The following is a 9,434-nucleotide window of genomic DNA, read 5'->3' on the forward strand; positions in this document are numbered from 1 at the left end:
TCGGTGGAGGCGTCCTCGCTCAGGTCGTAGCGCGCCAGTTCCTGGCCGTTCGCCTGGTTCACGACGCGGATGAAGGCGTTGCGGACCTGGCCGAAGGACTGCTGGCGGTTGTCGGCGTCGTAGATCGAGACCGGGAACACGATCTTGTCGACGTCGGCGGGCACCGTGACGAGGCTGACCTTGATCTGCTCGTCGTCGCCCTCGCCCTCACCGGTGAGGTTGTCGCCGGTGTGCTCGACGGAGCCGTCCGGGCTCTTGAGGTTGTTGAAGAAGACGAAGTTCTGGTCGCTGCCGACCTTGCCTGCGGTGTTCAGCAGCAGCGCGCTGGCGTCGAGGTCGAAGTCGGTGCCGGTCGTGGTGCGCACGTCCCACCCCAGACCGACGATGACGTCGGTCAGGCCCGGGGCCTCCTTCGTCAGCGATACGTTGCCGCCCTTGCTGAGGCTGACTCCCACGGGTCCTCCATGTGGTGTCCAGGGGCGGGGAGCCCCGTCGTACTCCGGATACGGGATCAACGAGCCGATCCTAGTGACGGGTTCCCGCCCCTCGCAGACCCTGGACCCGAAGGATCACAGGTGTCGGGGCCCCGGGGCGCTCGCCCCGGACCGGCTCACAGCGCGTCGAGCGCCTTCACGTAGTCGCCCAGGTCGCGGGCGTCGGGAAGGCCGTTGACCACGGTCCACCGCACGACGCCCTCCTTGTCGATGACGAAGGTGCCCCGGACGGCGCAGCCCTTGTCCTCGTCGAAGACGCCGTAGGCGCGCGAGACGTTGCCGTGCGGCCAGAAGTCGCTCAGCAGCGGGTACTCCAGGCCCTCCTGCTCGGCGAAGACGCGCAGGGTGTGGATGGAGTCGTTGGACACGGCGAGGAGCTGGGTGTCGCGGTCCTCGAACTGCGGGAGGTGGTCACGCAGCTCGCACAGCTCGCCGGTGCACACGCCGGTGAAGGCGAAGGGGTAGAAGAGCAGGACCACGTTCTTCTCGCCGCGGAAGTCCGAGAGCTTCACGGTGCGGCCGTGGTTGTCCTTGAGCTCGAAGTCGGGCGCCTTGTCGCCGGCCTGGATCGCCATCGTCCTTGCATCCCTTCGGTGGGCTGACGGGGGGTGGGGCGGGAGTCCGCTCCCACCCCACCCTACGCAGCGCGCACCACGGGCTCCGTGGCGGGCCGGGGGTGTGCCCGGTCCGTCACGGAGCCCAGGGCCCGGCGGGTTGCCGCTCGGCGGCGCTGTCCTACCGCTTGCCGGACTTGGCGGCCTTCGGCGTCGCCAGACGCGAGCCGCTCCAGTCCTTGCCGACGCTGACGCCCTTCGAGGCGGTCAGGCCGGCGGTCGTCGCGGCCTCCGAGATGTCGCTCGGCTCCACGTACCCCGTACGGCCGGTCTTCGGCGTCAGGAGCAGGATGGCACCGCCCTCTTCGATGTATGTGGTGGCGTCCACCAGCACATCGGTGAGGTCGCCGTCGTCATCACGGAACCACAGCACGACGGCGTCGGCCACGTCGTCGTATTCCTCGTCCATCAGGTCGCCTTCGACGGCTTCCTCGATGGCCTCGCGGAGTTCCTGATCGACGTCCTCGTCGTAGCCGATCTCCTGGACCACCTGTCCGGGCTGGAAACCCAGCCTGGCGGCAGGGTTGGTCCGCTCCTCCGCGTGGTCCGCGGTCGCGCTCACGGGTTGCCTCCTGATCATGTCTTGGTGAAGTAACTCAGCTCCGCGCGTACGCGAAGCATTGGCCGTAGTCCACACGGGCGGGACGGATCGCGCAAGTACCCGACCGTCCAGACCGCCGAAACGGTGACTGCGGCGGCGGCGCCGCAGCGGCTTATGGCACCGTATCCCGTTTGCCGGGGAACCACATCACACCGATGTGCCCGTTATGCCCCCTTCAGAATCATCCTTGGTTACGACAGTCGAACAAATTTGCCGAGCACGTCACACCGCGGGCGTATCGTCGCGTTTTGCCCCGGGCGAACGCCGCGACCGGGGTGACGCGGGCCGTGACGAGGTACACGATGGGGAACGTCCTTCACAGAAGAAGTCTCCCGAAGTCTTCCGAGAAGAAATGGCCCAGGCCCTCCGAAAGGTGAGGAACAGCGTGGCTTCCGGTTCCGATCGCAATCCGATCATCATTGGCGGCCTTCCGAGTCAGGTTCCTGACTTCGATCCCGAGGAAACACAGGAGTGGCTCGACTCCCTCGACGCCGCGGTGGACGAGCGCGGCCGGGAGCGGGCCCGGTATCTCATGCTCCGGCTGATCGAGCGGGCCCGCGAGAAGCGCGTGGCCGTGCCCGAGATGCGCAGCACGGACTACGTCAACACCATCCCCACCAAGAGCGAGCCGTTCTTCCCGGGCAACGAGGAGATCGAGCGCCGCATCCTCAACGCGACCCGCTGGAACGCGGCCGTGATGGTCTCGCGCGCCCAGCGGCCCGGCATCGGCGTCGGCGGCCACATCGCCACCTTCGCCTCCTCCGCGTCCCTGTACGACGTGGGCTTCAACCACTTCTTCCGCGGCAAGGACGGCGGTGACGGCGGCGACCAGGTCTTCTTCCAGGGCCACGCCTCCCCCGGCATCTACGCCCGTGCCTTCCTGCTCGACCGGCTCACCGAGAACCAGCTCGACGGCTTCCGCCAGGAGAAGTCGAAGTACCCGGACGGCCTGTCCAGCTACCCGCACCCGCGCTCCATGCCGGACTTCTGGGAGTTCCCGACCGTCTCCATGGGCCTCGGCCCGCTCGGCGCGATCTACCAGGCGCGGATGAACCGCTACATGGAGGCGCGCGGCATCGCGGACACCTCCGGCTCGCACGTGTGGGCGTTCCTCGGCGACGGCGAGATGGACGAGCCGGAGTCGCTCGGCCAGCTGTCGATCGCCGCCCGCGAGGGCCTGGACAACCTGACCTTCGTGGTCAACTGCAACCTCCAGCGGCTCGACGGTCCGGTGCGCGGCAACGGCAAGATCATCCAGGAGCTGGAGTCGCAGTTCCGGGGCGCCGGCTGGAACGTGATCAAACTGGTCTGGGACCGGACCTGGGACCCGCTGCTGGCCCAGGACCGGGACGGCATCCTGGTCAACAAGCTGAACACCACGCCCGACGGCCAGTTCCAGACGTACGCCACCGAGTCCGGCCAGTACATCCGTGACCACTTCTTCGGCGACGACCAGCGACTGCGCGCCATGGTCGAGAACATGACCGACGACCAGATCCTGCACCTGGGGCGCGGCGGCCACGACCACCGGAAGATCTTCGCGGCGATGTCGGCGGCCAAGGCGCACAAGGGCCAGCCGACGGTGATCCTGGCGCAGACGGTCAAGGGCTGGACCCTCGGCCCGAACTTCGAGGGCCGCAACGCCACGCACCAGATGAAGAAGCTGACGGTCGACGACCTCAAGCACTTCCGCGACCGGCTGCACCTGCCGATCTCCGACCGCGAGCTGGAGTCCGGCGCGCCGCCGTACTACCACCCGGGCCGGGACTCGGAGGAGATCCAGTACATGCACGACCGGCGCAAGTCGCTCGGCGGGTACGTCCCGACGCGCCTCGTGCGCTCGAAGCCGCTGGAGCTGCCGGACGACAACGCGTACGCGAGTGTGAAGAAGGGTTCGGGTCAGCAGTCCATCGCCACCACCATGGCGTTCGTGCGACTGTTGAAGGACCTCATGCGGGACAAGGAGATCGGCAAGCGGTTCGTGCTGATCGCGCCGGACGAGTACCGCACCTTCGGCATGGACTCGTTCTTCCCGAGTGCGAAGATCTACAACCCGCTCGGCCAGCAGTACGAGTCGGTGGACCGCGATCTGCTCCTCGCCTACAAGGAGTCCCCGACCGGCCAGATGCTGCACGACGGCATCTCCGAGGCGGGCTGCACGGCCTCGCTGATGGCGGCGGGCTCGGCCTACGCCACCCACGGCGAGCCGCTGATCCCGGTCTACGTCTTCTACTCGATGTTCGGTTTCCAGCGCACCGGCGACCAGTTCTGGCAGATGGCCGACCAGCTGGCGCGCGGTTTCGTCCTGGGCGCGACCGCGGGCCGTACGACCCTGACCGGTGAGGGACTCCAGCACGCGGACGGCCACTCCCAGCTGCTCGCCTCGACCAACCCGGCGTGCGTGGCGTACGACCCGGCGTACGGCTACGAGATCGCGCACATCGTGAAGGACGGGCTGCGCCGGATGTACGGCGGCGACGCCGAACATCCGCACGGCGAGGACGTCTTCTACTACCTCACCGTCTACAACGAGCCGATCAGGCACCCGGCCGAGCCGGAGAACGTGGACGTCGAGGGCATCCTCAAGGGCGTCTACAAGCTCAAGGACGCCGACTCCGGCGCGATCCCGGCGCAGATCATGGCGTCGGGTGTCGCGGTGCCGTGGGCGCTGGAGGCGCAGCGGATCCTGGCCGAGGACTGGAACGTACGGGCCGACGTGTGGTCGGCGACCTCCTGGAACGAGCTGCGGCGCGAGGCGGTGACGTGCGAGGAGCACAACCTGCTGCATCCCGAGGAGGAGCAGCGGGTGCCGTTCGTGACGCGCAAGCTCAGCACGGGTGAGGGGCCGTTCGTGGCGGTGTCCGACTGGATGCGGTCGGTGCCGGATCAGATTTCGCGGTGGGTTCCTGGGCCGTATCAGTCCCTGGGTGCGGATGGGTTCGGCTTCGCCGACACTCGGGGGGCTGCTCGGCGGTTCTTCCATATCGACGCTCAGTCGATCGTGGTCGCTGTGCTGACGGAGCTGGCGAAGGAGGGGAAGATCGATCGGTCTGTGCTGAAGCAGGCGATTGATCGGTACCAGTTGCTGGATGTGAAGGCGGCGGCGCCTGGTGCAGCTGGTGGAGATGCCTAGGCACTGAAGTTTGTGGCCGCGCGATCGCCGTTGGTGGTTCGGTGATCGCGCGGCCGTCCGACCGTCGTGGCTGGTCGCGCAGTTCCCCGCGCCCCTTAAAAGCACGACAGTTGCCGAACTTAGATGTGGCCCACCCCTGCTCCCGCCTCCGCGTTCTCTCCTCGGCGGGTCAGCAACGCCACCAGGATCGCCACCGCTGCCACGCCTGCCGCCACCAGGGAGGCGAGGCTCATGCCCGAGATGAAGGTGTCGTGGGCCACGTCGGTGATCTTGGCGATGAGGGCGGGGGGCATCTCCTTGGTCACCGGGGGGACGCCGACCTGGACGGCCTCGGAGGCCTGGCCCAGTTGGGCCGGGGTGAGCTTGGGGAGACCGGCGGCGGCCCAGTTGCCGGCGAGGTCGTTGTCGACCTTGGAGGCCATCACGGCGCCGAGGACGGCGGTGCCGAGGCTGCCGCCGATCTGCATGGCCGCCTGCTGGAGGCCGCCCGCGACGCCGGACAGCTCCATGGGCGCGTTGCCGACGATGACCTCGGTGGCGCCGACCATGACGGGGGCGAGGCCGAGGCCGAGCAGGGCGAACCAGATCGACATGGTGGCGCTGCCGGTGTCCGCCTTGAGGGTGGACATGCCGTACATGGCGACGGCGGTGAGCGTCATGCCGCCCGCGAGCGGGATGCGCGGGCCGAGCTTGGTGATGGCGAAGCCCGCCAGCGGGGAGCCGACGATCATCATGCCGGTGAGCGGGAGCAGATGCAGACCGGCGTCGACCGGGCTGAGGCCGTGCACGTTCTGGAGGTAGAAGGTCACGAAGAACAGGCCGCCCATGAAGGCGATGGCCATGAGGACCATCAGCACCACGCCCGCCGACAGCGGGACCGAGCGGAACAGCCCCAGCGGGATCAGCGGTTCGGCGACCCTCGTCTCCCACCAGGCGAAGGCCACGAAGAGCAGCGCCGAGGCGGCGATGAAGCCCCAGGTGCGGCCGTCGCCCCAGCCCCAGGCCGGGGCCTTGATGAGGGCCCAGACCAGGCAGAACATCGCGCCGGAGAGCAGGGCGATGCCGGGCAGGTCGAAGGAGCGTGGGGCGTTCTCGGCGCGGTGGTCGAGCAGGATCAGCGTGCCGAGCAGCAGGGCGATCAGGCCGACCGGCACGTTGATGAAGAAGACGGACTGCCAGTTGACGTGCTGGACGAGGACGCCGCCGAGGATCGGGCCGCCCGCGGTGGAGGCGCCGATGACCATGCCCCAGATGCCGATCGCCATGTTGAGCTTCTCGGCGGGGAAGGTGGCCCGCAGCAGGCCGAGCGCGGCAGGCATCAGCAGCGCCCCGAACAGGCCCTGGAAGACGCGGAAGGTGACGACCGCCGGGATGCTGTCGGACAGTCCGATGGCGCCGGAGGCGAGCGCGAAGCCCGTCACGCCGATGAGGAAGGTCTGCCGGTGGCCGAAGCGGTCACCGAGCTTGCCCGCCGTGATCAGGGAGACGGCAAGGGCGAGGAAGTAGGCGTTGGTGATCCACTGCACGTCGGAGAAGCTCGCGTGCAGGTCCTTGGCGATGGCCGGGTTGGCGATGGCCACGATGGTGCCGTCGAGGGCCACCATCATCACGCCCACGGCGACGGTGATCAGGGTGAACCAGGGATGGCCGCGAAGTCCCGCCGGAGTCGGTGCAGACGCGTCCGCGGAGGCACCGTCCCCCGGACCCGCCTTGTCGATGGTGGTCTGACTAGTCATGAGATCGAGGCTAGTGACAGTCACTGACAGCTGACAAACCGATTCGCCTGCCGGTCATCGGCGTGTCTCCCAGCGCATAGGCTGAGCTGGAAGGACGTTCACAGGAGAAGGCCCATGGAGACGCTGCGCGAGCGCAAGAAGCGGCGTACGCGCGAGGCGCTGGTGCGCGCCGCCCTCGAGTTGTTCACCACGCGGGGGTACGAGCAGACCACCGTCGACGAGATCGCCGAGGCCGTCGACGTCTCGCAGCGCACCTTCTTCCGCTACTTCGCGGGCAAGGAGGACGCGGCCTTCGCCGTGCAGGACATGACCGAGGCGCACTTCGTGGCGGCCGTGCGCGCCCGCCCGGCGCACGAGCCGCCGATGGTCGCGCTGCGCCAGGCGATCCTGGAGAACTGGGACGCCATCCGGGAGACGGTCGAGACGTCCGTGCCGGTCGAGCTGTATCTGCGGATGTACCGCATGATCGGCTCGACGCCCGCGCTGCTCGCCGCCCATCTGCGCCGCTCGGCGGCCACCGAGCAGACCCTCGCCCGGGTGCTCGCCGAGCGCGAGGGCGTGGACGTGGACACCGATCCCCGGCCCCGGCTCGCGGTGGCCGTGTTCTGCGGGGTGATACGGGTCACCGAGCAGCAGTGGAGCACGGGCGAGGACTTCAGCCTGGAGTCCATGCGCGAGCTGACCGCGTCGTACCTCGATCAGGTGGGACCCGCACTGGTCGGGAACTGGGCGACCGGCTGAATTCGTTTCCGGATCACCGAGATCGTTCCGGGATTTCGATCTCGATCCGTCCTACGATCCGCGAAACCCGTCCCCCGACTTGCGAAACGTGATCCCTGCCACTCGGTTCCCCCGAGACCGTCCCGTTCTCCTAGTGTGTCCTCCCAGTGACTTCCTTCGGCACCTCCCCCCAGCTCAATGTCTGGCGCGCGCTGCTCGCGATGGCCGTCGTGTTCGTGATGCTCGCGACCACCGGCTGGACCGCGCTGCACACCCACCGGGACTCGACCGCGCTGCGGTCCTCGCTCGCCCAGTGGGAGCGCGACAGCATCGGCGGCCACCGGCTGCCCGACCCCACGGCCTCCTCCCCGGCGCGGCTCGCGGCGTTCTTCGCCTCGCTCACCGCGGCGGACCGCCTCGCGCTCGCCGACCGCTATCCGCTCGCGGTCGGCAACATGAACGGCGCCCCGGTGACCCTGCGCTATCACGCGAACCGTGTGGCGCTGGACCAGGCGAGTGAGACCGCGCGGCAGCGGATGCACGACAGCCGGCTGAGTACGTACGGCCAGCAGGACGCGGCCCGCCGTATGCAGCGCTACGAGGCGCTCGCGCAGCCCGGCCGGCACATCCTGGCCTTCGATCCCGACGGCTCCGGCCGGGTGGCCGAGGTGTTCGGGAACCTGGACCGGGCCCAGCGGATCTCCGTGGTGGTGCCCGGTGTGGACACCGATCTGTTCACCTTCCAGCGGACGAACCGCAAGTACAGCGCCCCGGTCGGCATGGCGCAGGCCCTGCACGCGGCCGAGCGCCTGGCGAGCCCGAGGACCCGGACCGCCGTGATCGCCTGGGCCGACTACACCTCGCCCGACGGGATCGGCGTGGACGCGGCGACCGCGATGCGCGCCGAGGACGGTGCCATCCGGCTGAACGCGCTGCTCGGCGCCCTGCCTGGCCGGGCCCCGGTGTCGATGTTCTGCCACAGCTACGGCTCGGTGCTGTGCGGCGTCGCCGCGCACGGCATGCCCCGGCGGGTGAGCGACGTGGCGGTGGCCGCGAGCCCCGGCATGCGGGTCACCAAGGCCGCCCAGCTGGGCACCCGGGCCCGGGTGTGGGCCATGCGGGACGCCACCGACTGGGTGCGGGACGTGCCGTATCTGGAGGTCGGCGGCCTCGGGCACGGGGCCGACCCGGTCTCCCGCGCCTTCGGCGCCCGCGTGCTCTCGGCGGGCGACGCGCAGGGCCACGCCGGCTATTTCCAGCCGGGCACGGACAGCCTGCGCAACCTGGCCAGGATCGGCGTGGGGGCGTACGACGCCGTCACCTGTGCCGCCGGGGGCGCCGGGTGCCGGACCGGTCTGCCGGAGAAGTCCCCGGACGGACGCGCGTAGAGGAGAGCAGGAAGTGCGGTCTGCGCGGGTGGCGACGGAGGAGCACGTGCCGCATACGATGAGCCGCATGGGTGACGTACTGGCGGGTTTTCATGCCGTATGGGAGTTCGAGTCCGACTCCGTGCTCATCCGTTACGAACGGGGGATACGGACACCGAAACTGTTTCAGGCCCTGGGTGAGCGGCGCGTCCCGCTGGCCGCCCTTGAGGGTGTGACGCTGACGCGGGGCAGACGGGGGACGGTCGCGCTCCAGCTGCAGCCGCGCGCGGGCGCCGACCCGCTGATGGAGGCGGCCGCGGGACAGCTGCCCGAGGACACCGATCCGTACCGGCTGGTGCTGCCCGCCGAGCGGGAGACCCTGGCCGAGTACTACGCGGACGAGCTGAAGGTGCTGCTGACCGAGTCCGGTCCCGCCGACGGCTATCTGGTCGCCGCGCCCGAGCCGCCGCTCCAGTTCAAGGCGTACGACGGCAAGGCGTCCTTCGACGGCACGAGTGTGCGGTTCCGCTGGTCCTGGACCGGCGCGTCCTCGGCCAAGTGGAAGGCGGGGGACCAGAAGTTCGCGGTGTCCGAGCTGACCGGGGTCGAGTGGCGTTCACCGGAGGTCTTCGAGGGGCATCTGCGGCTGCTGCGGCCTGAGAGCGCCGGTGCGGCGCCCGCGCAGGCCGACCAGGACCCGGCGGCGGTCGTCTTCGGACTCGGCTACGGGCCGGTGCACGAGTCGCTGCCCTTCGCGGCGGCCGTGCTC

8 protein-coding genes are annotated in these 9,434 nt (G+C 69.3%); 4 read left to right on the forward strand and 4 right to left on the reverse strand.

The genetic code is table 11. The features are described 5' to 3' along the window. From GTW40_RS12955 to GTW40_RS12965, 3 genes are all read right to left on the reverse strand, one after another. Positions 1-455: TerD family protein (locus tag GTW40_RS12955; protein ID WP_161180319.1), on the reverse strand; the 455-nt coding region annotated here is incomplete at its 3' end. Positions 456-610: 155 nt separating this feature from the next. Beyond that, entirely contained in the window at positions 611-1,069 is a 459-nt protein-coding gene (locus GTW40_RS12960) for a peroxiredoxin (protein WP_161180320.1), read from the reverse strand. Positions 1,070-1,229: 160 nt separating this feature from the next. Continuing rightward, positions 1,230-1,670, reverse strand: a complete 441-nt coding sequence (locus tag GTW40_RS12965) for a DUF3052 domain-containing protein (RefSeq protein ID WP_343245678.1) — start codon at positions 1,668-1,670, stop codon at positions 1,230-1,232. Between the two features lie 424 nt (positions 1,671-2,094). Between GTW40_RS12965 and aceE the strand changes: the two genes are divergently transcribed. Beyond that, positions 2,095-4,842: a pyruvate dehydrogenase (acetyl-transferring), homodimeric type gene (gene aceE, locus GTW40_RS12970; RefSeq protein ID WP_161180322.1), complete on the forward strand. Its 2,748-nt coding sequence runs from the start codon at positions 2,095-2,097 to the stop codon at positions 4,840-4,842. Positions 4,843-4,961: 119 nt separating this feature from the next. On the opposite strand, the gene GTW40_RS12975 is transcribed toward aceE, so the two are convergent. Further along, positions 4,962-6,578, reverse strand: a complete 1,617-nt coding sequence (locus GTW40_RS12975) for an MFS transporter (protein WP_161180323.1) — start codon at positions 6,576-6,578, stop codon at positions 4,962-4,964. A gap of 114 nt (positions 6,579-6,692) precedes the next feature. On the opposite strand from GTW40_RS12975, the gene GTW40_RS12980 reads away from it, so the two are divergent. The 3 genes from GTW40_RS12980 to GTW40_RS12990 form a co-directional block, all read left to right on the forward strand. Further along, positions 6,693-7,319, forward strand: a complete 627-nt coding sequence (locus tag GTW40_RS12980) for a TetR family transcriptional regulator (RefSeq protein ID WP_161180324.1) — start codon at positions 6,693-6,695, stop codon at positions 7,317-7,319. A 146-nt stretch (positions 7,320-7,465) separates the two neighbouring features. Beyond that, positions 7,466-8,686, forward strand: a complete 1,221-nt coding sequence (locus tag GTW40_RS12985) for an alpha/beta hydrolase (RefSeq protein ID WP_161180325.1) — start codon at positions 7,466-7,468, stop codon at positions 8,684-8,686. Between the two features lie 67 nt (positions 8,687-8,753). After that, a partial coding sequence (locus GTW40_RS12990; RefSeq protein WP_161180326.1) for a DUF4429 domain-containing protein occupies positions 8,754-9,434 on the forward strand: 681 nt, incomplete at its 3' end.

The organism is Streptomyces sp. SID4985 (genome assembly GCF_009863025.1).
Taxonomy (GTDB): domain Bacteria; phylum Actinomycetota; class Actinomycetes; order Streptomycetales; family Streptomycetaceae; genus Streptomyces.